This is a genomic window from Streptomyces sp. R302 (assembly GCF_012927245.1).
Classification (GTDB): Bacteria; Actinomycetota; Actinomycetes; order Streptomycetales; family Streptomycetaceae; genus Streptomyces.
The window spans coordinates 112,856-136,786 of the sequence record NZ_JABBGE010000010.1 but is presented as its reverse complement, the minus strand read 5'-3'; the positions used below and the strand labels follow the sequence as shown (position 1 = coordinate 136,786).

Sequence of the window (23,931 nt, the reverse complement as noted above, 5' to 3'; positions counted from 1 at the left end):
GCCGCCGCTGCTGCGGGTCCGGGACCTGGCGATGACCTTCCCGGGCCGGCGCGGCTCGGCGCCCGTGCGGGCCGTCGACGGCGTGGGCTTCGACCTCGCGGCCGGGGAGACCCTGGGCCTGGTCGGCGAGTCCGGCTGCGGCAAGTCGACCACGGGCCGGATGATCGTCCGGCTCCTGGAACCGACCGCCGGCTCCGTCGAGTACGACGGCCGCCCCATCGCCCACCTCTCGCAGCGGGCCCTGAAACCGCTCCGCCGCGAGATCCAGATGGTCTTCCAGGACCCCCACTCCTCCCTCAACCCCCGCCAGTCGGTGGCCCGCATCATCGCCGACCCCCTCCTCGTCCAGGGCAGTTCACCGGAAGAGGCCCGCAAACGAGCGGTCGAGCTGATGGAACTGGTAGGCCTGATCCCCGAACACGCCGACCGCCGCCCCCACGAGTTCTCCGGCGGCCAGGCCCAGCGCATCGGCATCGCCCGGGCCCTCGCGACCGGACCCCGCCTGGTCGTGGCGGACGAACCGGTCTCGGCCCTCGACGTCTCCGTCCAGGCGCAGATCGTCAACCTCATGGAACGACTCCAGGACGAACTCGGCCTCGCCTACCTCTTCATCGCCCACGACCTGTCCGTGGTGAAGCGCGTCTGCGACCGGGTCGCCGTCATGTACCTCGGCCGCATCGTAGAGATCGGCCCCAAACAGCAGGTGTACGAAACCCCCGCCCACCCCTACACACGAGCCCTCCTCTCCGCCGTCCCCCTCCCGGACCCGACGGCCGAACGCACCCGCGAACGCCTCACCCTCCTGGGCGACCCGCCCAGCCCCGCCGCACCCCCGCCCGGCTGCACCTTCCACCCCCGCTGCCCCAAGGCCCAGCCGATCTGCCGCACCGAACGCCCGCTCCTACGTCCCCTGGCCCCGACCGACCCCAGGGAGGTGGCCTGCCACTTCCCTGACTGAGGGGTGTCAGGGGCACTAATCGGTGGGTTCGGCGGCGCGGCGGGCCTCGTCGAGGACGGACTCGGCGGCCCGGAGGGCCGTTTCGGCCTCCGTCGCGGTGCGTTCGGTCGCGGCGGCGGCCGTGCGGGCCTCCTCGCGCTCGCGTTCGGCGCGGCGGAGCCGCCGGGCGGCCTCCTCGGCCGCCGTCTTCGCGGCAGCCGCCGCCTCGCGGGCCGCGTCGCGCTCCCGCTCCCGCCGCGCGACGACGGCGCGGGCCCGCTCCGCCTCGCGGGCTTCATGGGCTTTGCGCGACGCGCGGGCCTCGCGCGCCGTGCGGTCCGGCGCGGTGGCGGGCGGCCGGGGCAGCACGTCCGGCGGGACTTCGGGGAAGCCGACGGTCGTCTCCGGGAGGGCCGTGAGGCTGCCCCGGGACCACGGTCCGGCCACGTCGGGGTGGGCGAGGACGGCGTGGAGGACGCGTTCGACCTCGCCGAGGACCGTGTCGCTCAGGGGCTGACCGGCCGCCTCGGCGAGACCGGCGGCGGTGCGGACGAGCGCGGCGACCAGCCGGTGCTGCCGCCGGCTCGCCTCCCGGAGCCGCTCGCCGTCGAGCGTCCGGTGGGCTTCGCGGAGGGCCTCGCCCAGGGCGAGGAACCGCTCGGCCTCCTCGGGCCGTTCGCGGGCCAGCAGGTTCGCCGCCCAGACGGCCAGCGGCGGGCGCCGCAGCGCCGCGATCGCCTTGGCGGCCTCCTTGTCCTTCGCCTGCCGCGCCTCGGCGGCGTACGCGTCCCGGGCGGCCGTGAACTCGGACGGCCGCAGCCCGTACAGCTCGTCGGTGATCCGCTCGACATCGACATCCATGCGCCCCACTCTGCGGTGCCCGGCGCGGACGGCCGGGCCGAACCTCCGCGGGCCCGCCCGCCCGTCACCCACTCGGTGGCGGCGCCTCAGGCGTCCTGGATCCGCCGGAAGGGCCGCTCGGCCTCCAGGGCGAACGCGGCCTCCAGGAGGGTGCGTTCGCTGCCGGGCCGGCCGGAGAGGAGGACGCCGATCGGCAGGCCGTCAACGGTGGTCCGGGCGCTGGGCAGCGAGATCGACGGGGTGCCCACCACGTTGTCGACCGGGGTGTAGGCGACGTACGCGAGGATCCGCTCGACGAGGAGCTCGTACGGCACCGTGGGGCTGAGGTACCCGATCGGCGGCGTGGTGTGGGCGAGGACCGGAGTGAGGACGAGGTCGAGACCGCGGAAGGCCGCCGCGTACGCCTCCTTGGTGCGCCGCAGCCGGCGCACCACGCCCGGCGTGTCCCGCCACCGCTTCACGTACTCCTCGCGCAGCCCCCGGCTCAGTCCATCCATGCGGTGCCGGTCGAAGTCGGGCCCGAAGGTGCGTCCGGTGGCGCCGAGGAGGAAGGAGAGCATGCCCCAGTAGGTGAGGAAGTCGCCGGTGAAGCGGGGGTCCAGGTCCATGGTGACGGGCTCGACGGTGTGGCCGAGGCCCCGGAGCGTGGCGGCGGTGTCGGTGACGGCGGCGCGGGTGCCGTCGTCGCAGGCGACGCCGTTCGGCGAGTCGAGCAGGAAGCCGATGCGCAGCCGGCGGTCCGAGGGCCCCTCGACGAGGCCGACGGGCGGCAGCTTCGGATTGCGCCGGTAGCGTTCGGCGGCGGCGAGGAAGGCGGCGGAGTCGCGCACGGTGCGGGTGACCACGCCGTCGGCGACGAGGTCGACGGGCAGGTGCCGGCTCTGCTCGTTGCCGACGACCCGGCCCCGGGTGGGCTTGAGACCGACGAGTCCGCAGCAGGCGGCGGGGATCCGGATGGAGCCGCCGCCGTCGTTGGCGTGGGCGAGGGGTACGGCCCCGGCGGCGACGAGCGCCGCCGCGCCGCCCGAGGAGCCGCCGGAGGAGTGACCGGTGTGCCAGGGGTTGCGGACCGGCTCGGCGTTCTCGTACTCGGTGGCCGGGCTGAAGCCGAACTCCGGCAGCCGGGTCTTGCCGAGGACGGTGACGCCGGTGCTGAGGAGCTGCCGGACGAAGGGCGCGTGCCGGCGGGCGGGCCGGGGCGTGAAGGCGGCGCTGCCGTGGCCGGTGGGCAGCCCCGCGAAGTCGGTGTTGTCCTTGACGAGGGTGGGGACTCCGGCGAAGGCCCCGCCGTTCGCGCCGCCGAGGGCTTGGGGCCTCCCCTCGCTCGAACGAAGTTGAGAGCTTGGGGAAAAATCGAGCGGTGTCTGCACCGCGTGGAGCCCGGCGGCCGCCCGGATCCGGGCGGCCGCGTCCCTGGCGGCCTCGGCCGGGCTCACCTCGCGCCGCCGTATCGCCTCCGCGAGTCCGACGGCGTCGTGCTCCCCGAGGGAGTCGTCCCTGAAGGCGTGCACCGTGTTCCGCTTGTCGTCGCTCACCGCTGCCTCAGCCCCCGGAATGGTCGTGGTCGTCTGCTGCCGCCATCATGGCGTACCCACGGGTAACACGCGAGGGGCGGAGGCAGGGGCGAGCCGGTGGGCTAACGACCCTGGAGCCGCTTGACGTTGTCGCCGAAGGTCCAGTTCTTCGACCCGTCCCAGTTCGCCGACCAGGTCATCAGGCCCTTGAGCTTGCCGCCGTAGTGGTTCCACGCCTGGGCGGCGAGCGAGGGCGCCATGTACCCGCCGCCCGCGCCGGGCTGCGCGGGCAGGCCGGGGACCTGCTTGTCGTACGGGACCCGGACGGTGGTGCCCTGGATGACGAGCCCGCGGTCGAGGCAGTCGGTCTGCGCGGTGAACCCGGCGACGGTTCCGGCGGAGTAGGAGTCGCCGGAACAGCCGTACATGCTGCCGTTGTAGTACTGCATGTTGAGCCACCACAGGCGCCCGTTGTCGGCGTACTTCTTCACGATGGGCAGGTACGCGCCCCAGATCGAGCCGTACGCGACGCTGCCGCCGGTGACGTACGCGGTCTCGGGCGCCATCGTGAGACCGAAGCCGGCGGGCATGCGGGCGAGGACGCCGTCGATGATCCGGATCAGGTTGGCCTGGGAGGCGGAGAGGGTGGTGATGCTGCCGCTGCCGACGAGACCGGTCTCGATGTCGATGTCGATGCCGTCGAAGTTGTACCGCTGGAGGATCGGCACGATCGTCGCGACGAAGCGGTCGGCGACGGCCGGGGAGCTGAGGTCGATGCCGGCGGCCGCACCGCCGATGGACATGAGGATGGTGGCACCCGCGGCCTTGGCGCGGCACATCTCGGCGGGTGTGGCGACCTTGACGGTGTTGTCCATGCCGTCCTCCCACAGCACGGTTCCGTCGGAGCGGATCACGGGGAAGGCGGCGTTGATGACGTTGTACCCGTGGGCGGCGAACCGGGGATCGTCGATCGGGGCCCACCCGAAGGGCGGGTGAACGCCGTTCACCGCTCCGTCCCAGTTCTCCCAGTAGCCCTGGAGCACCTTGCCGGACGGGCGGGGCTTGAGGGCGCAGGTGTCGGCGGCGGCGCCGACGGCGCCGGCGGTGGGCGGGACCACGGCGGTCGTGGCGGCGGCCGGGGAGGAGACGGCCGCGCCGGTGGCGAGCAGGGCGGCGAGGCCCGCTCCGAGGGCGCGGACGATCCGTGAGCCTGGCATGCGGGTGCTCCTTGGGACGTGGGGGCGGTCCGGGGCGTGGCGCGCGCTCCAGGAGACCGTAGATTGGTCCAGACCTACCGTCAACCATCCGTGACTGCAGGGGAGTTGACGATATGGCGAGAGAAGTCGGCAGCACATGTCGCCAGAGGTGCGTGACACCAGGCGGCGCCACTACGGCACCACATGGCACCACCCGCCGCCACCATTGACGCCACCTGGCACACCGAAGGCGCCTCACTGGCACTATTCGGCGCCACATGGCACCACACGAGGTTGCATATGGCGCCACGATGGTGCCATGATGACGTCATGGATCTCACCCCGTATGTCGACACCCTCCGCCGCGAACTCGCGGTGGCCGCCGAAGCCGGTGGCGACGCGGCCCGCGAGCTGGCCGAGCGGCTCACCGCTCCGCTGGAGTCGGCGGCCCGTCTGACCATGCTCAACGTGCTCTCCGCGGCGACGGACGAGATCACCCGCGAACTCGCCCCCGGTTCGGTCGACGTACGCCTCCGTGGTCTCGACCCTGACTTCGTGGTGACGCGGCCGCCCGCCGACAGCGGCGCGGCGCCCGCGGAGCCGTCGGAGCCGTCGGAGCCCGCCGAACCTCTCACGGTCCCCGCGGCCGCCGACGCGGACGAGGGGGCGGTCGCCCGGGTGAACCTGCGGCTGCCGGCCCACCTCAAGGCGCGGGCCGAGGAGGCCGCGGGCCGCGAGGGACTGTCGGTGAACGCCTGGCTGGTACGGGCCGTGTCGTCGGCGCTCGACGGCGGCGGCGCGGGGCGCCCGCGTACGACGGAGCGACCCCGGTCCGTCGGCCAGAGCATCACGGGCTGGGTGCGCTAGCACTCCCCCGCGACCAACGCTCCACTCCACTCCACTCCACTCCACTCCACCCACACCGCGTCCCACCAGCGGGGACGTTCCAGCGACCCAAGAGGACGGGACAGCCATGCCTTCTTTCGACACTCCCGCAGCGATCTCGGCCCTGGCCCGCGTGGAAGCCGGTTCGATCCAGTTCGTCGCCGGCGACCGTACGGACACGGTGGTCGAGGTGGCGCCGCGCAACCCGAAGAAGGACCTGGACGTGCGGACGGCCGCCCAGACCGAGGTGTCGTACGCCAACGGCACGCTGACCGTACGGACGCCGAAGTCGAACCTGTTCGGCCGCACCGGCGTCGTCGACGTGACGGTGGAGCTGCCGGCCGGCTCCCGCGTCGAGGTCGACGGCGCCTGGACCCAGATCCTCGGCGAGGGACGGTTCGGCGAGGTCCGCGTGAAGACCTCCGCCGGCGACGCCCGGCTCGACACCACCGGCCCGCTGCACCTCACCGCCTCGCACGGCTCCATCACCGTGGACCGCGTCGAAGGGGCGGCCGAGATCACCACCAGCTCCGGCAGCATGCGCGTCGGCTTCGTCGACGGCCCGGCCGTCCTGAAGAACTCGTCCGGCTCCACGACGGTCGGCGCCGTCACCGGCGAGCTCCGCGTGAGCGGGGCGCACGGCGACATCACGGTGGACCGCGCCGAGGACTCGGTCACCGCGACCACGGCCCACGGCACGATCCGCGTCGGCGAGATCGCCCGCGGGACGGCGCAGCTGGAGACGAACCACGGCGCCATCGACGTCGGCATCCGCGAGGGCACCGCCGCATGGCTTGACGCCGTCTCCGGAAGCGGCCAGGTACGCAACGGCCTCGCGGCCTCCGACGCCCCCGAGGCGACGGAGGAGACCGTCAAGGTCCGCGCCCGCACCCGCCACGGCAACATCGACATCCGCCGCGCCCGCCCCTGACCCGACCCGGTCCGCACCCGAGACCACCCCTGCCCCGGACGGGCCCGGCCGGGGGGGGAAGCACAGAGCCGCCCCGGCCCCACCCGGCCCCTCCCAAGCGGGCACCGCACGACCTCCCCTCCGACCACCCCGGAATCGCGCGGCCTCAGCCCCACGCAACGAGGCGCGAGCTCCGCCCCGCCCCAGCCGGCGGGCCCCCGAGTCCGCCTCCCCGCACGGCCGCCCCCGCCCCGGCGCCGTCCAGGCATCGCCCCCACGCGACACGGGGCCCCACCCGGCCGAGTCCGACCGCGCCGAGCGGCATCAGCCCGCCCCCACCCCGGACCGCCCCGCCCTCCAGCCGGACAGGCACCCGAGCTCCCGGCACCATCAGACACCGGCCGCCGCCCGCAGGCCGGACACGGCGAGGCACGAACTCCGAAGGACCGGCTCGACGTGGACCCGGCCACTCCAGCTCCCTCCCCGCCCCACGCCCACACCCACACCCACCTCAGCCTTCGATCGGAGGCTCCCATGCCTTCCTCTGTCATGCCCACGCCCACCCCTCAGCCCGTCCCGGGCCAAGGGAACGGTCGTGCCGCCCCCGCCGCCATCACCGCCGCCGGTCTCCGGAAGTCGTACGGCGACAAGGTCGTCCTCGACGGAGTCGACCTGGCCGTCCCCGAAGGAACGATCTTCGCCCTGCTCGGCCCGAACGGCGCGGGCAAGACGACCGCCGTGAAGATCCTCTCCACCCTCGCCACCGCCGACTCCGGCCACGCCGCCGTCGCCGGACACGACCTCACCACCCACGCCCACCACGTCCGCGCCGCCATCGGCGTCACCGGACAGTTCTCCGCCGTCGACGGACTCATCACCGGCCTGGAGAACATGCTCCTCATGGCCGACCTCCACCACCTCCCCAAACGGGAAGGACGCCGGATCGCCACCGAACTGCTCGAACGCTTCGACCTCACCCACGCCGCCGGCAAACCCGCCTCCACCTACTCCGGCGGCATGAAACGGCGCCTCGACATCGCCATGACCCTCGTCGGCAACCCCCGCGTCATCTTCCTCGACGAACCCACCACCGGCCTCGACCCCCGCTCCCGCCACACCATGTGGCAGATCATCCGCGCACTCGTCGCCGACGGCGCCACCGTCCTCCTCACCACCCAGTACCTCGAAGAAGCCGACGAACTCGCCGACCGCATCGCCGTCCTCAACGACGGAAAGATCGCCGCCGAAGGCACCCCCGACCAACTCAAACGCCAGATCCCCGGCGGGCACGTCCGCCTCCGCTTCACCCACCCCGACACCTACCGCGCCGCCGTCACGACGATCCAGGTCGCCACACGCGACGACGAGGCCCTGACCCTCCAGATCCCCAGCGGCGGCACCCAGCGCGAACTGCGGGCGATCCTCGACTGGCTGGACGCCGCCGGCATCGAGGCGGACGAACTCACCGTCCACACCCCGGACCTGGACGACGTCTTCTTCGCCCTCACCGGCACCACCGCCGCCCCGGCCCCCGCCCCCACGACCCGGAACCAGGAGTCCGCCCGATGAGCACCCTCTCCCTCGCCGCCCGCGACTCGTCCACGATGCTCCGGCGGAACCTCCTGCACGCCCGCCGCTACCCCTCCCTCACCCTCAACCTCCTCCTCACCCCGGTGATGATGCTGCTGCTCTTCGTCTACGTCTTCGGTGACGTGATGAGCGCCGGCATGGGCGGCGGCGCGGACCGTGCCGCGTACATCGCCTACGTCGTCCCCGGCATCCTGATGATGACCGTCGGCGGCACGGTCGTGGGAACGGCGGTCTCCGTCTCCAACGACATGACCGAGGGCATCATCGCCCGCTTCCGCACGATGGCCATCCACCGGCCGTCGATCCTCGTCGGGCACGTCGTCGGCAGCGTCCTCCAGTGCGTGATGAGCGTGCTCCTCGTCGGCGCCGTCGCCGTGGCCATCGGCTTCCGCGCCACCGACGCCACCGCCCTCGAATGGCTGGCCGCCTTCGGCATGACGATCCTGATCGCCTTCGCCCTGACGTGGATCGCCGTCGGCATGGGCCTGGTCTCCCCCAACGCCGAGGCCGCCTCCAACAACGCCCTCCCGCTGGTCGTCCTCCCCCTGATCTCCAGCGCGTTCGTCCCGATCGACTCGATGCCGGGCTGGTTCCGGCCGATCGCCGAGTACCAGCCCTTCACCCCGGCGATCGAAACCCTCCGCGGCCTCCTCCTCGGCACCGAGATCGGCAACAGCGCCTGGATCGCCCTCGCCTGGTGCGCGGGACTGACCGTCCTCGGCTACGTCTGGTCGAAGTCCGCCTTCGACCGCGGCGCCAAGTAGCCCTCACCTCGCACCCCCGCAGCCCCAGGGCGGCGTACCCGACCCCCGTCGGCTACGCCGCCCCCCGCGCATGCCGCAACGCCCGTCACCCGTCCTCCGCGATCCGCGCCAGCAGCGATTCGTACACGGCCCGACGGTCGGGCCGCGCATGGGCCGCGGCCCTCCGCAGGGGCGGCACCGCTTCCGCGCCCGCGTGCAGGACGGCCGCCTCAGCCGTGCGCCGTACGGTCTCCCGGCCGTGGTCGAGCAGCGTGACGAACACGGGGACCGCCGACCTCCGGCCCGCCTGCGACAGCACGCGGATCGCGCTGCGCACCACGTCGGGCTGCGCGTCGCCGAGCAGCACCTCGGTCAGCCGCAGATACGCGTCCCGGTCGAGCAGCGCCCGGGCGACCCGCTGCGCGTGGAGGCGTACGCCTGTCTCTCGGTGCGTCAGCAGCACACGCAACTCGCCCTCCAGGAGCGTCGGTTCGGCCTCGCCCCGACGCTCCGTCAGAGCGGCGAGCGCACGCCGGACCCGCCGGGGCTCCGGCGACCGCAGCAGGGCGACCAGTTCCCCGTACGCGAGGGAGGACCCGTCCGGTACGGGAGCGGGGGCGCGGGCGCGGAGTGCGCGGAGCGCCGCCGCCTGCCGCTCGGCCGCCTCCGGGCCGTACGGCGGTCCGTCGACGAGGACGATCCCGGCGTCGGGGTGCCGTTCGGCCAACCGCGCGAGGAGAGGCGTGGACTGGAGGCGCCGGTCGGCGAACAGTTCGAGCAGGCCCACCTCCCCGGCAACGAGCCGGCCCTCCAGGTGCGCCGCCAGGTCATCGCCGTTCAGCCACCGCAGCGCGGTGTACGCGTCGGACCGCGCCTCCGTCGGCCCGTGCTGCCACAGGTCCAGGAGCAGGGGCAGCAGGGGCCTGAGCCGCCGCTCGTCGAGGCCGGCGGCGAGCCGGGCGGCCCGGGCGACCCGCTCGGGCCGGAGCTCCGGGTCGCGCAGCGACTCAGGAGCCGCCTCCGTCAGGGCCTGCGCCAGAGCCTTGGACGCATCGTAGGCCGTCGGCTCGTCGACCCGTCCGCGCAGGTACGCGGCCAGCACGGCGGCGCGCGGGGCCGGTTCGGGCCAGGCGAGGAGGGCGCTCGCGTCCTCGTTCCGCCGCTTCGGGTCGCCGGAGGTCAGCAGCGCGAACAGCCGGTCCCGTCGCGCGGCGGAACGGGGTTCGTCCAGGTCCACGGGGCGCACCGCCACCGGCTCGGGCTCCGCCAAGTCCCACGGCGGGGCGTCGAGTGGCTGAAGCTCCGTCATCCAGTCGACGAGCGCCGCCCGTACGTCCTCCGAAGCCCCGCCCCACACCTCCACCAGCGCGGCGAGCAGCTCGCGCGACCCCGCCGGACGCGCCTGCCCCCGAAAGGCGGCCAAGGTGCGCGCACTCCGTACTGCGAGGGCGAGTTCACCGCGCCGGGAGGACCCAGAGACCTCGCCGGCCTCCACTCCGAACGCCTCCCGCAACACCCGGGCCCCCGCCTCCGACGGCTCGGAACCCCGGGCGGCGCAGGCGAGTTCGCGGTCCAGATCGGCACGGACCACGACCGCTCCGGCGCGCCGGAGCAACGACAGCGCGGAACGCCGGCCCAGCCCTCGCACGGGCAACGCCCGTACGGCCGCGACGACTTCGGCACGGTCGGCGACGCGCTCCGCGACCGACTCCAGGAGGGCGAGGATTCCGTCCCTCACCTCCCCCTCGGCCTCCGCGAGGCCGTCGAGGAGGACGGTGACATGCCGGGCGATCACCGTACGCTCGACCGCCGCCCACGGAGCCGGGCAGACCTCCGTCGGCAGCACGGCCAGAACGGCCCTCCGCGCCTCGGCCGAGGTGGCGGCGAGCTCCAGCCAGTCGGCCAGGTACGGGCGCGTCGCTCCCAGCCGCACGGCGCACGGCCGGGACTCGGCGAGGCGCAGGGCGGCGGCCGGATCCCAGCCCTCCTCCGTGAGGTGCCGCAGATCGGTCTCGTCCCGCTCCGGCTCCGGTCCGACGGCGAGCGCGGCGAGCAGGCGGGCGCGGGCGGCCGCCTCGGTGGCACGGTCGGCCGCCGCGGTGACCGTGGCGGTGAGGGTGTCGCCGAGGAGGGCGCTCAGGGCGTCGAGGAGGTGGGTGCGCAGACCGGGGTTGTCGTCGCGGGCCAGGCGGTCGAGGAGCGCCGGGACGGCCCGGGGCGTTCCCGCGGTGGCGAGGGCGCGGGCGGCGGTCTTGCGGACGTTCATGGCGGGGTGGGCGAGGCAGCCGGCGATGGCGTCCGACGCCCAGCGGGCCCCGGCGTCCCCGAGGGCGCTCAGGGTCTGGCGTACGGTCTGCGGATCCCGGTCGGGGCCCGTGAGCGCGAGGAGCGTCGCCGACACGGCCGCGACGCCGTCGCCCGTGGTGTCGCGGGCGAGGAGGGCGACGACGTGCTTGCGCACATGCCGGTCGGGGTGGCGCAGGAGGTGATGCACGCGGGGCCGGATCATACGAACCGGGGCCTGCGGGAGATCCAGCAACACCCGTAGCAGCACCGCCTGTTCGCCTGCCGTGAGCGCGGGTCGTTCGAGCAGTCCGAGGACCACGTCCGTGACGAGCGCCGGTCCGGCGTCGTCGTCCCGGAACACGTCCAGGAGGCACCCGGGCCGGATCCGGCCGCGCCGCCTCAGCCGGCGCCCCAGGGAACTCAGCGCGTCCACGGCCTCCTCCGGCACCACCGGCTCCGCGCCGGGCACGGGTCCCGTGCCGCCGGGCTCCCAGGCCGCGGCCGCCTCCCCGGCGATCCGGAGCAGCAGGTCGGCGAGGGCGGGCAGGAGGCCCGGTCCGGCGTGCGCGGCGAGGCGGCGGAGGGCGGCGACGGGCTGTTCCGGGTCCAGGTGGGCGGCGAGGAGGGCGAGTTCGCGTTCGTCCGGTCCGCCGAGGTCGGCGGCCATGCGGGCGGGCAGCTCGGCGGCGTCGACCCGCGCGAGCAGCTGTCGCCGGACGTCGGGGTCGTCGTTCAGCAGCCAGACGAGCTCCAGGGCGCGCTTGCGATGCCCCCGCAACGCCCGTTCGACGAGGGCGGGTTCCGGTGTGGTCGGAGCGTCGTCCGGGGCCACCGCGTCGAGGCCGAGGCCCGCGCCCAGGACGCGTACCGTACGCGCTCCGCCCACGGCCTCCAGCGCGTGGAGGGCGTCGGCGGGGGCGTACGGGAGGGCGTCGAGGACGGCGTCCTCGGTGCGGGGGTCGCGCAGGACGCGCAAGGCCCTCAAGAACGGCCCCGGCGCCTGCGCGAGCGGCAGCAGACGCGCGATCTCCCCGGCGACCGGCAGTCCCCCGACCCCCTGCCCGTCCAGCGCGACGAGCAGGTCGAGCCGGCGCGGCCACTCCGGATCGTCCGGAGGCGCGTCGACGAGCAGGCCCAGCAGCGCGTGCCGCGCGGTGAAGAGCACCGTCGCCACGGCCTCGGCCGGAACGGTGTGGTCGGCGAGCGCGAGGGCCAGCACGGCGGGCACGTCCGCGTCGGTGACGAAGTGGCCGCGCCGGTGCATCGCGCGCAGACACTCCACCGCCGGTCCGGCGAGCAGCAGCGGGTCCACCCCCGCGAGGTCCAGGACCGCGGCCGCGTCCTCCCGCCGCGCCTGCTCCCCGTACAGGGCCAGCGCCCACCCGCGTACCCCCGGCGGCAACCGGTCCGCGTCCGAGGCGACCCACCACAGCAGCTCCCCGTGCCCGTGTGCGGCGGCGACGGTGAGCACCGCCTCGACGGTCGCCGCCGGCACGGACCGCGCGGACGGCGCGAGGAGATCGGCGAGCCGGGCGTGCGGCAGCGGCTCGAACGCCGCCCAGGGCTCCGCGAGTTCGTTCAGCGCACCCTGCACCACGCCCTCGGCCGACGAGTCCGCCAGCCGGGTCAGCACCTCGCGTACGAATCCACTCGTGAGCCCACCCGTACGCAGCCCTTCCCGGGCCAGCCGCAGCGCCTCCCCCTCCAGCACGGCGTCCCCGGCACCGGCCAGTTCACGCACGAGCTCCGGCACGCACGCGGGCGCGCCCGCGTACACCCCCGGTACGGCCCCGGCCGTCTCCACGCGCGCGTGCACACCGCGAACGGCCTGGTACAGCACCTCCCCGCGGTCCTCGTGCGCGAGCACCGCCGCGGGCTCCCGTACGAGCTCCGCCCGCAGCAGCGCCACCCGCACGGACGGCGCGAGCACGGCGTCCGGCCACCGCCGCCACCCGGGCGGAGCCGCTCCGGCGGCGGCCAGGGCGAGCGCCGCCTCCGGGCTCGCCGGGACGGGATGCGGGGGCTTCGGGCTCGGGCCGGCCTGGGGGTTCGACGTGGGGCGCATCCGGGGATCGTACGGTCCGCATATCCGGATGAAGGGACGGCGGCCGGTCTGGCACACTCACCCCCGCAGGCAGAAAGGCTCGAACGTGCACCCGAAAGACCAGGCCCCCGAGGGCGCCGGATCCACCGACACCCAGGGTCCGTACGAGACGCACGTGACCCTCCGCCGCACGACCGGGCCCGAACTGGACCGTCTGGAGGCGTGGGCGGCGCGCCGGGGCCTGAAGCTCACCACCATCGTGCTCGCCCGGGGCCGGACGCCCGTCCAGCCGATGCTGACGCTCCCCGACCGGACGGGGTATCCGGCGCTGGTGGCAGCGCTGCGGGCGGACGGCTTCGCGCCGGTGCGGGTCAAGGTGGAGACCGTGCCGTGGAGCACGGAGCCCGTGGGGCCGGGCGGCGGCTACCACGAGCACCACCTCAAGCTGGCGCTGCCGTCGCCGTACGACCGCGCCGCGCTCGAAGCGCTCGTCGTCCCCCACGGGGCCCATGTCTCCTGGAACGCCCGGCGGGCCCTGCCCGGCCCCCGGGGCTGCCACGAACGCTTCGTGACGCAGCGGCACCCCGGCCCGGCGCCCGAGGCGCTCCGCGCCTGCGACGCCCTCCTCGCGGAGCTGCTCGCCGCCGGATACGAGGTGGTCGGCGAGGAGCGCGAACGGGTGCTCCGCGACAGCGACCCGACGATCGACGCGGGCTGGCTGGAGCCCGGCACCCCGGAGGAGAAGGCATGAGCGACAGCGGTACGACCTGGACGGATCCGATCCCGAACGGGCCCGGCACGGCCGGTGAGCCGGCCGCCGAGTACCGGCGGCGCAGCAGTGCGCACCCGAGCACGCTGACCGCCGGAGTCGGGGCGGCGGCCGTCCGGCACCACGCCTTCGACCCGGCCCTGATGCACTTCCGGGAGGCCTTCCGTCCCACGGACGACGTCATCGAGGACCCGGAGCTGCGCGCCCGCTGGCAGGCGGCCCGCCGCTCCGCCCTGGACCTGGTGCTCGCGGCGGTCGCGGGCTCGGCGTGGGCGGACTCGCTGGTGCTGCGGGGCAGCATGCTGATGTCGGCGTGGTTCGGGGAGGCGGCCAGGCCGCCCAAGGACATCGACTTCGTCGTCGTCCCGGAGACCTGGCGCATCGAGGAGCCCCGCACCCGGACCATGCTCGACGACATCGGCCGGTCCGCCGGCCGGCTCGCCCGGGCGCTCGACCTGGACCTGGTGATCGACGACGCCGGCGCCGTGACCGAGTACATCTGGACCTACGAACGGGTCCCCGGCCACCGTCTCGTGCTGCCGTGGAGCGCGCCGGGCCTGCCCGGCGGGCAGGTGCAGCTGGACTTCGTCTTCCACGAGCGCCTGCCGACCCCGCCGCGGCCGACCGAGGTGGCCGGAGTGCAAGTGCGGGCGGCGGACCGTGAACTGTCCCTGGCGTGGAAGCTGCTCTGGCTGAGCTGCGACATGCATCCGCAGGCCAAGGACCTGTACGACGCCGTCCTCCTCGCCGAGAGCTGCACCCTGCCCCTCCCGCTCCTGGAGACCGTCCTGAAGGAGGCCGACGAGTGGCCCCTGGACATCGGCGTGCCGTTCGGCCCCGCCGTGTTCGAGCAGGCCGCCCGCGAGGTCGACTGGGCGGCCTTCCCCGACGACCACGCGGGCGCCGGGAAGGACTCCGGCCCGTCCCTCCGGGAGGAGCTGGCCACCCGTCTGGTGACCGCGCTGGCCCCGACGTTCGCCTCCTGAGCGGGCCCGGCCGGGCGTCGGAGGGGCGTTGTCAGACCCTCACGGCACGATGGGTCCATGACCGCGATTCCCGCCGCTGAGGCGCACCTTGTCCTGTCCAGCTCCGCCGCCTACGAGGACGCGCTCGACCGGCTGCGCGCCGCGTCCGGCGCCTACTACGCGGGCGAGAACAGCCCGCTGGACGACGCCTCGTACGACGCGCTGCGCCTGGCCGTGCTGGCGTGGGAGGCGGCGCACCCGGACGAGGCGCCCGGTTCGCCGACGGGGCTCGTCGCGGACGGGGCCGCGCCGGCGGGCGACGTCGCGCACACCACCCGGCTGCTGAGTCTGGACAACGTGTTCGGTCCCGAGCAGCTGGTCGCCTGGGACGCCTCCCTGCAGCGGCGGCTCGGCCGGCCGGTGGAGGGCGGGTTCGCCGTCGAGCCGAAGCTGGACGGCGCGGCGGTCGCCGCGCGGTACCGGGACGGCCAGCTGGTGCAGGTCGTCACGCGCGGCGACGGCACGCACGGCGAGGACGTCAGCCATGTGGTGGGTTCGGTCGTCGGGCTGCCCGAGCGGCTGGCGGAGCCGGTGACGTTCGAGGTGCGGGGCGAGGTGCTGTTCACGCAGGAGCAGTTCGAGACGGCGCAGCGGGTCCGCGTGGCGCACGGCGGCGCGCCGTTCGCGAACCCGCGGAACGCGGTGGCGGGGACGCTGCGGGCCAAGGACCGGCCGTACCGCCTGGAGATGGCGTTCTGGGCGTACGGCGCCGTCGACCTGGACGGCGGATCGTTTCTTCCGGTGGGGGCGACGCACGCCGAGACGCTGGCGGCGGTCGCCGCGGCCGGCGTCCGCACGACGGCCGACACGCCCGCCGGGCTGCACGTGGTCGCCACCATCGCCGAGGCGCAGGCCCGGGTGGACGCGATCGCCGCGCTGCGCGCCGGGCTCCCCTTCGGCATCGACGGCGTCGTCGTGAAGGCGGACAGCGCGGCCGAGCAGGCCGAGGCGGGCCTCGGCAGCCGCTTCCCCTACTGGGCCATCGCGTACAAGCTGTCGGCGGTGGAGCGGCAGACGGTGCTCCGCGACGTCGTGTGGGAGGTGGGCCGCACCGGCGTGCTCGCGCCGACCGCCGTCCTCGACCCGGTCGAGATCGACGGCTCCACGGTCTCCCGCGCCACCCTGCACAACCCCGCGGACATCGCCCGCCGCGACCTCCACCTCGGCGACACCGTCACCGTCTACAAGGCCGGTGACATCATCCCGCGCGTGCAGGCCCCCGTGGCCGAGCTGCGCCCCGAGGACGCCGTGCCGGTCCCGCTGCCGGCCGCGTGCCCGAACTGCGGCGGCGACATCGACAAGAGCCAGGAGCGCTGGCGGTGCGCGAAGGGCGCCGGTTGCGCGCTCGCCCCGCTGATCGAGTACGCCGCCGGGCGCGACGTCCTCGACGTCGACGGCCTCGGCAGGACCTACGTCAAGGCGCTGATCGACGCCGGTCTGGTCACCGACGTGGCCGACCTGTTCACCCTCACCGAGGAGCAGCTGTCGGCGGCCTCCGGCAGCGCCCGGCGCGGCGCGAAGCTCGCCGAGCAGTTCGAGCTGGCCCGCAGCCGCCCGCTGAGCCGGGTCTTCTGCGCCCTCGGCATCCGGGGCACCGGCCGCCGCATGTCGCGGCGGCTCGCCGCCCACTTCGGCACGATGGAGGCGATCCGCGCCGCGAGCGCCGAGGACCTCCTCGCCGTGGAGGGCATCGGCCCGGAGAAGGCCCCGGTGGTCGTCGCCGAACTGGCCGCGCTCGCGCCCGTCGTCGACAAACTGATCGCGGCGGGTGTGAACATGACGGAGCCTCAGCAGCCCGGACGCCCGGCCGGCGCGGCGGACACGGCCGAGGCGGACGCGGACGGTTCCGCACCCGCCGCCGCGGGCCCCCTCGCCGGCAGGACGGTCGTCGTCACCGGGAAGATGACCGGTCGGCTCGACGGCTTCGGCCGCTCGCAGATGAACGAGCTCATCGAACGGGCCGGCGGCCGGGCGGGCAGCGGCGTCAACGGGAGGACGAGCTACCTCGTCGCCGCCCCCTCCCCCACGGGCAGGCCCAGCTCGAAGGCGGTCACCGCCGAGAAGCTCGGCGTCGAGGTCCTCACCCCGGAGGCCTTCGCCGACCTCGTGGCCGACTACCTCCCCTGACCGCCCACGGCTCCGGGGGGCGGGTTACGCCGCTCCGCCGCCCTGCGCGGACGTGCGCCGGCGCGACCGCCGCTCGCCGCCCCGCGCCGCGGGCTTGGCGGAGCCGTCGCCCTTCGCGGCACCCGCCGCGGCGGAGCCCGTACGACGAGCGGTCCCGCGCCCACCGGCGGCGGAGCCCCGTCCGCCGGCCTTGGCGCCGCCACCGGCGCCGCCACGAGAACCGCCACCGCCGCCGGCACCACCACGGGCACCCGCACCGGCCTTCGCGTCGGCGCCGCCACCGGCGCCACGGGCGGCGCCGCCCTCCCCACGGGCTCCGGTGCCGCCACCCCCGCCGCGGCGTCGCCGCGGCGGGCGGGTGCCGGCTTCGCCCGCCGGCTTGCGGGCGGGGCGGGAGGCCGCCGGGGCGGCCTGCTGGGGCACCTCGATGGTGACGGCGACACCGGACGGCTCACGGGCGCCGGTGAGGGTGGTCAGCTCCTCGTCGCTCGACTTCAGGCGGGTCGTACGGGGCTGGATGCCCGCGTCCCGCATCAGCTTGGTGAACTCGTGCTTCTGCTCGGGCAGGACGAGGGTGACGACGCTGCCGGAGCCGCCGGCGCGGGCGGTGCGCCCACCCCGGTGGAGGTAGTCCTTGTGGTCGCCCGGCGGGTCGACGTTCACGACGAGGTCGAGGTCGTCGACGTGGATGCCGCGGGCCGCGACGTTCGTCGCCACCAGCGCGGTGACCTGGCCGTTCTTGAACTGCTCCAGGGTGCGGTTGCGCTGCGGCTGGGTGCGGCCGCCGTGCAGGGCCGCCGCCCGGACGCCGACGGACAGCAGCCGCTTGGCGAGCCGGTCCGCCGACCGCTTGGTGTCGAGGAAGAGGATGACCCGGCCGTCACGGGCCGCGATGCGGGTCGTCACGGCCTTCTTGTCGGTGGCGTCCTGCACGTGGAGCACGTGGTGCTCCATGGTGGTGACCGCGCCCGCCGACGGGTCGACGGAGTGCACCACGGGATCCGTCAGGAAGCGCTTGACCAGCTGGTCGATGTTCTTGTCCAGGGTCGCGGAGAAGAGCATCCGCTGCCCGTCGCCCCGCACCTGCTTGATCAGCTTGGTGATCTGCGGCAGGAAGCCCATGTCGGTCATCTGGTCGGCCTCGTCCAGGACCGTGATGGCCACGTCGTCCAGGACGCAGTCGCCGCGCTCGACGAGGTCGTTGAGCCGGCCGGGGCTCGCCACGACCACCTCGACGCCGCGCCGCAGCGTGGCGGCCTGCTTGGTGATCGAGAGGCCGCCGACGACGGTCGCCATCCGGACGTTCACCGCGGTCGCGTACGGGGCCAGGGAGTCCGTCACCTGCTGCGCCAGCTCACGGGTGGGCACCAGGACCAGCGCGAGCGGCGCCCTGGACTCGGCCCGCCGCCCGGCCGTACGGGCGAGCAGCGCGAGCCCGAAGGCGAGGGTCTTGCCGGAGCCGGTCCGGCCGCGTGCCAGCACGTCACGGCCGGCGAGCGAGTCGGGCAGGGTCGCGCCCTGGATCGGGAAGGGCGTGGTCACGCCCTGTGCGGTCAGGGTCGCGAGCAGTCCCGCCGGCATGTCCAGTGCGGCGAAGTCGTCCACGGCGGGGAGGGCGGGCGTCGCGCTCTCCGGCATGCGGAACTCGCCGACCGAGGCCGAAGAGGGAGCCGAGGGAGGAACCGAGACGGGAGCGGAGCCTCGCTTGCTCGACTTCCGGGGCCTGCGGGACATAGACACTGCCTTTCTTCGAACAGCACAAACCGGGGCCCGCACCACGAAGGTGCGAACCCCGGCGGGTGACGGACTGATGTCCGGCGATCAGGCGGGGACGATGTTCTCCGCCTGGGGGCCCTTCTGGCCCTGCGTGACGTCGAAGGTCACGCGCTGGCCTTCCTGGAGCTCACGGAAGCCGGAGGCGTTGATGTTCGAGTAGTGGGCGAACACGTCCGGACCGCCACCGTCCTGCTCGATGAAGCCGAAGCCCTTTTCCGCGTTGAACCACTTCACGGTTCCCTGTGCCATGACGTTCTCCTTCTGTAGGCAGAGGCCCCATCCGGAGATGCCGGTAAAACGAAATATGCGCCTGCGGAAAAGCATTCCGGTCAGGCGCACATAGGTTCATGGGTACCACAACTGCAACACGTCCACCGTAGCACGATCCGGCTCACACGGCTGATGGGGGCGCGCGTCGGTGTGCCGCGCGCCCCCGGTCGCCGCTCAGGCGGTGACGGCCGCCAGCAGGTTGGCCACGATCATGAGGACGACGCCGAGCCGGTGCACGGCGAAGCCGGTGCGGCGGGCCCGCATGATGTCGCCGGACCGGAAGCCGAGCAGGTACTGGCGCAGCCGCAGCAGCGAGGCCGGCAGCATCACCAGGACGAACCACCAGGGGGCGACGCCCACCAGGCTCGCGACGGCGATCGTGAGGAACTCGGCGAGCGAGAGCGCGCCGATGAACCGGGCGTTCCCGCGCTCCGAGACCAGGGCGGCGACGGTGGGCCTGCCCACCGCGCGGTCGCCGTCCACGTCGTTGGTGTTCGAGTAGACGCCGAACATCAGCGGGCCGAAACCGAAGAGCACGGCCTGGACCAGCAGGAAGCCGGTGGCCTGCCCGGTGACCATGCCGTACGGGAGGATGACCAGGGCGAAGCCGAGGGCGACCAGGTAGAGCTCCTGGAAGCCGTGGTAGCTGAGCTTGACCCCGTACGAGTACTGGAGCGTCACCACCCACAGCACGACGAGCCCGATCGAGGTCCAGGCCGGCCGGTGCGGGGCGAGGACGGCGGTCACGGCGAACAGCAGGGCGGCCAGGACGGCGCACGCCCAGGCGAAGCGCAGCGCCTCGGGCACCGTGAGCGCCCCCGCCACCAGCGGCTTGCGCTTCACGTTGCGCAGCGGGTGGTCGGGGCCGTAGTTGGTGATGTCGCTGCCGTCGCGGAAGCCGGTGACGTCGTCGAAGGCGGTCATCGCCATGAGCAGGAGGACCTGCCCGACGAGGAAGACGCCGAAGAGGGCGGCCGTCCGCCCGGTGAGCGCCCCGGCGGGCAGCAGGACGGCGGAGAGGGCGATGAAGGTTCCCAGGTAGTAGTCGTAGACGTCCAGCTTGCCGAGCCGCGCGTAGGTCCTGAGCCTGCTGTCGGCGGCGGGGGCGGGGGGCCCGTCGGGGGCGGGCGCGGTGGTCGTCGTGAGCGTGGAGTCTGTCATGTCGCCTCGGAGCGTGGGGTGGGGAGGGGGGTACGGGCGGGGCGGCGGCCCTGCACGGAGTAGAGGACGCCGGTCGCGGCGGCGAACCCCGGGTCGCGCATCAGCGCGCCGAGCCGGTCGAGCTCGGCGGGGGTGAAGCCCGCGTCGAGGAGCCGGGGCGCGAGGTGGTCGAGGTGGTGGAGCTGGAGGCCGAGCGCGGGCGTGCCCGGGGCGCGCACCAGGACGTGCGGCCGGATGCGGAGGCCGGTGAGGCCCGCCTCGCGCAGTGCCGCGGGTGCCCGGCGGCCCCAGGTGGGGTCGCCGCCGGCCGCGCGCATCAGGTCGGTCCTGGCCGTGGTGAAGCGCTCGTAGAGCCGCGCGTCCTGCGGGGAGGGCGCGAGGAGGCACGGTTCGTGTCCGGCGTCGAACTCGTCGATCTGGAGGAGTCCGCCGGGCCGGAGCGCGCGGACGAGGCGGTCCAGGACGGCCTGCCGCTCGGGCAGGTGCTGGAGGACGAGGCGGGCGACGACGAGGTCGTAGGCCGCTTCGGGCAGCGGGTCGGTGACGACGTCGTGGGCGAGCACGGTCAGTCCGGGTGCCGGGGCGATCCGGCCCGGTTTGATGTCGGTGGCGGTGACGGTGCCGCCGGGCGTGACCAGCCGGAGCAGGGCGTGCGAGACGCTGCCGGCGCCGGCCCCGATCTCCAGGCAGTCCATGCCGGGCGTCACGCCGGCCTCCCGGAGGTGGCCGAGCGTGAGCGGGTCGAGGGCGCCTTCGAGGGAGGCGTGGTGGCGGGCGCTGTGCGGGCTGTCGTTGTCGAAGACGTAGCCGCCGGGCGCGGGGGGCGGGGCCGCGGTCATGTCCAGCGGCCGGTGCCGCAGGTCTCGGCGCTGCCGGTGAGCTGTTCGAGGAGAACGGCGCGGCGGACCTTCCCGGTGGCGGTGCGCGGGACCTCGTCCCAGGCGACGACGGCGGGTTCGGCGAGCGGCGGGAGGCCGTCGGCGGCGCGCTTCCAGCTCGCCGGGTCGAGGGTGCCGTCCTCGGTGACGACGACGGGCAGCGGTGCGGCGCCGCCGGTCCGGGCGAGGACGACGCACTCCAGGGCCTCGGGAAGCAGGTCCTCCAGCATGTCCTCGGCCTGGAGGCAGCTGAAGCCGGGGAGGTGGTCGACCTCGCGGTCGAGGAGCCGGACGCTGCCGTCGCGGGCGATCGTGCCGATGTCGCCGGTGTTCCACCAGCCGCCGTGCGCCTTGGCCGCCCAGCGTTCCGGCTCGCCGGGGTAGTCGGGGGCGAGGGCCTTGGTGCGGCACAGGATGAGGCCGGGGGTGCCGGCGGGCACGGGGAGGAAGGTGTCGGGGTCGACGGCCTTGAGGCGGGTCTTCAGGGGGACGGGGCGCCCGAGGTCGCGCGCGGTCGTCGCGGTGCCGTCGGCGGCCCGGGCGACGGAGCGGCGGGTGTGGAAGGCGAAGGTGAGCGGGCCGGTCTCGCTCTGTCCCCAGCCCTGCATCCAGAGCGGCCGGCGCCGGGTGCTGGCCTGGAGGTAGGAGCGGATGACCGGCGGGTGCACGGCGTCGTAGGTGCTGATGTAGGTGCGGACGTCCCGGAAGGGCTGGTCCAGGCGGCGGGTGAGCGGGCGGAGCCGTACGTAGTGGGCGGGCAGCGCCTCGACGACGGTCGGCGGGTGGGCGCGCAGCAGCAGGTCGGCGGTGTCGGGCCGGCCCTGGGAGTCGATGGAGATGTGCCGGGGTGCGCGGACGGGGGCGACGGCGGTCCAGCAGATGGTGCGGCCGTGGGCGTAGGAGCTGGCGTTGAAGAGGCTGTCGTCGCGGCGCAGGCCGATGCGGGGCGTCGGCAGGGTCTCGAAGCGGGCGAGGTGGTGGATGAGGGTGCGGGTGGTGTGGGTGACGAGTTTGGGTACGCCGGTGGTGCCGCTGGTGTGGACGACGACCAGGGGGGCGTCGTCGTCGCGGGGGTGCGGTCCGGGGTCGGCCGCTCCGGCGAGCTCGTCGAGGTGGACGGTGCCGTCGGGGAGGGCGTCGCGGGGGCCGAGGACGACGGTGGTGCGGGCGGTTCCGGCGAGGTCGACGGTGGGGTCGCGGCGCAGGACGTCGGCGTCGGTGACGAGGACGGTGGGGGCGCAGCGGTCGAGGAGGACGCGCAGGGCCTCGGGCGCGACCCGGTCGGAGAGCTTCACGGGGACGGCGCCGGTGCGGACGGCGGCGCAGGCGATCAGGTCGTAGTCCCAGTGGTTGGCCTTGACGATGGCGACGCGGTCGCCGGGGCCGGCTCCCGCGGCGGCGAGGGCGCCGGCGGTCTCCTGGACGAGCAGGGCGAGTTCCGGGACGGTCCATTCGGTGGCGCCGTCGCCGGTGGGCGAGGGGGCCAGGTCGAAGGGGCGGTCGAGGTGGACGCGGGTGGGGGTGCCGGCGTCGGCGAGCTCGTCGAAGAGGGTGCCCAGGTCGTGGGGGATCATGCGGCGGTCTCCTGCCGGGTGGTACGGCCCCGGTGCGGGGCGAGGTGGGCGAGGACGCGGGCGGCGGCGAGGGCTCCGGAGCGGGCGGCGCCCTCGCTGGAGGGCCGGGCGGCGACCCAGTCGCCGGCGTACTCGACGGCGCGGGCCGGGCGGCGCAGGAAGGCGGGGCGGACGGCGAGGGCGCGGGGGGTGAGTTCGGGCATGGCCTCGGGCCAGTGGTGGACGTGGGTGGCGGTGAGGGCGGCGCCGAGGCCGGGGACGTACCGTTCGGCGGCGGCGGTGAGCCGGCGGGCGGCTTCCTCCTCGGTGGCCTCGGCGAGTTCGGGGATGCGGCGCGGGGAGGCGAGCAGGCTGATCAGGCCGGCGCCGGCGGGGGCCCGGTCGGGGCATTTGAGGTGGTCGGCGATGACGCAGGAGAGCAGGGGTTCCTCGACGGCGGGGGTGAGCAGGGCGTAGCCGCCGCCGCGCGGGGCGAGGGGCCGGTCGAGGGCGCAGCTGACCTTGAACATGGGCCGGAAGGTGGAGGCGGCGACGTAGCCGGCGTCGGCCGGGTGGGGGCCCCCGGTGAGCCGGACGGCGACCGGGGCGGGCACGGCGAGGACGACGGCGCGGGCGGTGAGGGTGGCGCCGTCGACGGTGAGCCGGGCGTGGTCGCCGTGGTCGGTGACCTGGTCGACCCGGTGGCCGTAGCGGGTGGTGAGTCCGGCGGCGAGGCGGGTGGCGAGGAGGTCCATGCCGCCGCGGTAGGTGCGCCAGGCGGAGACCGGGCCGACGGCGAGGAGCAGGCCGACGAGGGGTGCGGCGGCGCTGCGTCCGGCGTCCCAGCCGAAGAAGGCGGCGGAGAGCGGCTGGAGCAGGTGGTCGTGGAGGTCGGGGTGGTAGGCGCGGGCGGCGTCGGCGATGGTGTCGGAGCCGAGCGGGGTGCTCTCGGGGTGGTCGTGGTCGATCTCGCCGCGGCGGCGTCCGCCCCAGGCGAGGAAGCGGGCCAGGGAGGGCCGGGCGGCGGGCACGAGTCCGGCGCCGGTGAGGACGGCGCGGGGTTCGCCGACGCCGTTGTGGGGCCGGCCGCCGCGCCAGACGGCCATGGGGCGGCCGATGCGGGGCACGTCGTCGGGGGTGAGTCCGGCGCGGCGGATCAGCTGCCAGGTGGCGCGGTAGCCCTGGGCGGAGATCTGTTCGGCCCCGGTGTCGATGAGGTAGCCGTCGCGGCGGACGCTGCGCATCCGGCCGCCGGGGGCGTCGGCGGCCTCGAAGACGCACACCTCGTGGCCGTTGCGGCGCAGTTCGTGGGCGGCGGCGAGTCCGGCGAGTCCGGAGCCGATGACGGCGATGTCGAGGTCAGGGGTCATGCGGGGCTACTCCGTGCGGGGCGGGGGCGGGGGGCG

At 74.9% G+C, this 23,931-nt stretch carries 18 protein-coding genes; 8 read left to right on the top strand and 10 right to left on the bottom strand.

The genetic code is table 11. The features are described from left to right. Positions 1-31 precede the first annotated feature (31 nt). Positions 32-958 carry an oligopeptide/dipeptide ABC transporter ATP-binding protein gene (locus tag HHL19_RS29085; RefSeq protein ID WP_169093459.1) on the top strand — a complete coding sequence of 309 codons (927 nt, stop codon included), beginning with the start codon at positions 32-34 and terminating at the stop codon, positions 956-958. A 15-nt stretch (positions 959-973) separates the two neighbouring features. On the opposite strand, the gene HHL19_RS29080 is transcribed toward HHL19_RS29085, so the two are convergent. The 3 genes from HHL19_RS29080 to HHL19_RS29070 form a co-directional block, all read right to left on the bottom strand. Further along, positions 974-1,798: a hypothetical protein gene (locus tag HHL19_RS29080; RefSeq protein WP_169093344.1), complete on the bottom strand. Its 825-nt coding sequence runs from the start codon at positions 1,796-1,798 to the stop codon at positions 974-976. Positions 1,799-1,884: 86 nt separating this feature from the next. Continuing rightward, positions 1,885-3,333, bottom strand: a complete 1,449-nt coding sequence (locus HHL19_RS29075; RefSeq protein ID WP_169093343.1) for an amidase — start codon at positions 3,331-3,333, stop codon at positions 1,885-1,887. 101 nt (positions 3,334-3,434) lie between these two features. Next, on the bottom strand, positions 3,435-4,529 hold the full coding sequence (locus HHL19_RS29070) for a chitinase (RefSeq protein WP_169093342.1): 1,095 nt from the start codon (positions 4,527-4,529) through the stop codon (positions 3,435-3,437). A 309-nt stretch (positions 4,530-4,838) separates the two neighbouring features. Here HHL19_RS29070 and HHL19_RS29065 point away from each other — a divergent pair, with 309 nt between their 5' ends. From HHL19_RS29065 to HHL19_RS29050, 4 genes are all read left to right on the top strand, one after another. Beyond that, positions 4,839-5,375, top strand: coding sequence for a hypothetical protein (locus HHL19_RS29065; protein ID WP_169093341.1), 537 nt, complete (start codon positions 4,839-4,841; stop codon positions 5,373-5,375). A gap of 106 nt (positions 5,376-5,481) precedes the next feature. Beyond that, positions 5,482-6,324: a DUF4097 family beta strand repeat-containing protein gene (locus HHL19_RS29060; RefSeq protein WP_169093340.1), complete on the top strand. Its 843-nt coding sequence runs from the start codon at positions 5,482-5,484 to the stop codon at positions 6,322-6,324. A gap of 528 nt (positions 6,325-6,852) precedes the next feature. Next, positions 6,853-7,872, top strand: a complete 1,020-nt coding sequence (locus HHL19_RS29055) for an ATP-binding cassette domain-containing protein (RefSeq protein ID WP_240981957.1) — start codon at positions 6,853-6,855, stop codon at positions 7,870-7,872. Then, entirely contained in the window at positions 7,869-8,657 is a 789-nt protein-coding gene (locus HHL19_RS29050) for an ABC transporter permease (RefSeq protein WP_169093338.1), read from the top strand. The genes HHL19_RS29055 and HHL19_RS29050 overlap by 4 nt, the downstream gene beginning before the upstream one ends. Before the next feature lie 85 nt (positions 8,658-8,742). On the opposite strand, the gene HHL19_RS29045 is transcribed toward HHL19_RS29050, so the two are convergent. After that, complete coding sequence (locus tag HHL19_RS29045) at positions 8,743-12,987, bottom strand: HEAT repeat domain-containing protein (protein WP_169093337.1); 4,245 nt, start codon at positions 12,985-12,987, stop codon at positions 8,743-8,745. Positions 12,988-13,072: 85 nt separating this feature from the next. Between HHL19_RS29045 and HHL19_RS29040 the strand changes: the two genes are divergently transcribed. Genes HHL19_RS29040 through ligA form a run of 3 tightly spaced genes read left to right on the top strand, consistent with a single transcriptional unit; the run spans position 13,073 to position 16,887 of the window. Then, a complete protein-coding gene (locus HHL19_RS29040; protein ID WP_169093336.1) occupies positions 13,073-13,717 on the top strand; it encodes a hypothetical protein in 645 nt (214 codons plus the stop codon). Beyond that, complete coding sequence (locus tag HHL19_RS29035) at positions 13,714-14,721, top strand: nucleotidyl transferase AbiEii/AbiGii toxin family protein (protein WP_169093335.1); 1,008 nt, start codon at positions 13,714-13,716, stop codon at positions 14,719-14,721. Before HHL19_RS29040 ends, HHL19_RS29035 begins: the two co-directional genes overlap by 4 nt. 57 nt (positions 14,722-14,778) lie before the next feature. Further along, complete coding sequence (gene ligA, locus HHL19_RS29030) at positions 14,779-16,887, top strand: NAD-dependent DNA ligase LigA (RefSeq protein WP_169093334.1); 2,109 nt, start codon at positions 14,779-14,781, stop codon at positions 16,885-16,887. A 24-nt stretch (positions 16,888-16,911) separates the two neighbouring features. Here the strand turns inward: ligA and HHL19_RS29025 are convergent, their stop codons facing one another. The 6 genes from HHL19_RS29025 to HHL19_RS29000 all read right to left on the bottom strand — a co-directional run bounded on the left by HHL19_RS29025 (position 16,912) and on the right by HHL19_RS29000 (position 23,895). Continuing rightward, a complete protein-coding gene (locus HHL19_RS29025; RefSeq protein WP_240981934.1) occupies positions 16,912-18,525 on the bottom strand; it encodes a DEAD/DEAH box helicase in 1,614 nt (537 codons plus the stop codon). A 183-nt stretch (positions 18,526-18,708) separates the two neighbouring features. Continuing rightward, on the bottom strand, positions 18,709-18,912 hold the full coding sequence (locus tag HHL19_RS29020; RefSeq protein WP_169093332.1) for a cold-shock protein: 204 nt from the start codon (positions 18,910-18,912) through the stop codon (positions 18,709-18,711). Positions 18,913-19,107: 195 nt separating this feature from the next. Then, entirely contained in the window at positions 19,108-20,094 is a 987-nt protein-coding gene (locus HHL19_RS29015) for a UbiA family prenyltransferase (RefSeq protein ID WP_169093331.1), read from the bottom strand. Then, positions 20,091-20,933, bottom strand: a complete 843-nt coding sequence (locus HHL19_RS29010; protein ID WP_169093330.1) for a methyltransferase — start codon at positions 20,931-20,933, stop codon at positions 20,091-20,093. Before HHL19_RS29010 ends, HHL19_RS29015 begins: the two co-directional genes overlap by 4 nt. Next, positions 20,930-22,546, bottom strand: coding sequence for a class I adenylate-forming enzyme family protein (locus tag HHL19_RS29005; RefSeq protein ID WP_206325776.1), 1,617 nt, complete (start codon positions 22,544-22,546; stop codon positions 20,930-20,932). Before HHL19_RS29005 ends, HHL19_RS29010 begins: the two co-directional genes overlap by 4 nt. Continuing rightward, positions 22,543-23,895, bottom strand: coding sequence for an FAD-dependent oxidoreductase (locus HHL19_RS29000; RefSeq protein WP_169093329.1), 1,353 nt, complete (start codon positions 23,893-23,895; stop codon positions 22,543-22,545). Before HHL19_RS29000 ends, HHL19_RS29005 begins: the two co-directional genes overlap by 4 nt. Between the last annotated feature and the right edge of the window lie 36 nt (positions 23,896-23,931).